This window comes from Bradyrhizobium sp. NBAIM03, from assembly GCF_020194055.1.
GTDB classification, from domain to species: Bacteria; Pseudomonadota; Alphaproteobacteria; order Rhizobiales; family Xanthobacteraceae; genus Bradyrhizobium; species Bradyrhizobium yuanmingense.
This window is the reverse complement of sequence record NZ_JADYVS010000282.1, coordinates 1-387: the sequence shown is the minus strand read 5'-3', so window position 1 is coordinate 387 and position 387 is coordinate 1. Positions and strand designations below refer to the sequence as shown.

At 63.6% G+C, this 387-nt stretch carries 1 protein-coding gene; it reads right to left on the bottom strand.

The window, feature by feature from the left end; all coding sequences use genetic code 11:
* Nucleotides 1-387: endonuclease III (gene nth, locus I6F21_RS38515; RefSeq protein ID WP_225184490.1), on the bottom strand; the 387-nt coding region annotated here is incomplete at both ends.

Below are 387 nucleotides of genomic sequence, written 5' to 3'. Positions count from 1 at the left end.
GACAGGCTTCAGCTCGACTTCGAGCACGTTCTTGCCGGGCGCCAGCCCGGTGCGATTGGCCACGCGAAAAATGTGCGTGTCGACCGCGATCGTCGGCTCACCAAAGGCCGTGTTCATCACCACGTTGGCGGTCTTGCGGCCCACGCCCGGCAGCTCTTCGAGCGCGGCGCGGTCACGCGGCACTTCACCGCCGTATTGGTCGAGCAGGATGCGGCACGTCTGCAGGATGTGCTTGCACTTGGTCCGATATAGCCAGATGGTCTTGATGTATTCGGTGATGCCTTCCTCGCCGAGCGCCAGCAGCTTGGCGGGTGTATTGGCCACGGGAAACAGCTTGCGCGTCGCCTTGTTCACGCCAACGTCGGTCGCCTGTGCCGAGAGCAGCAC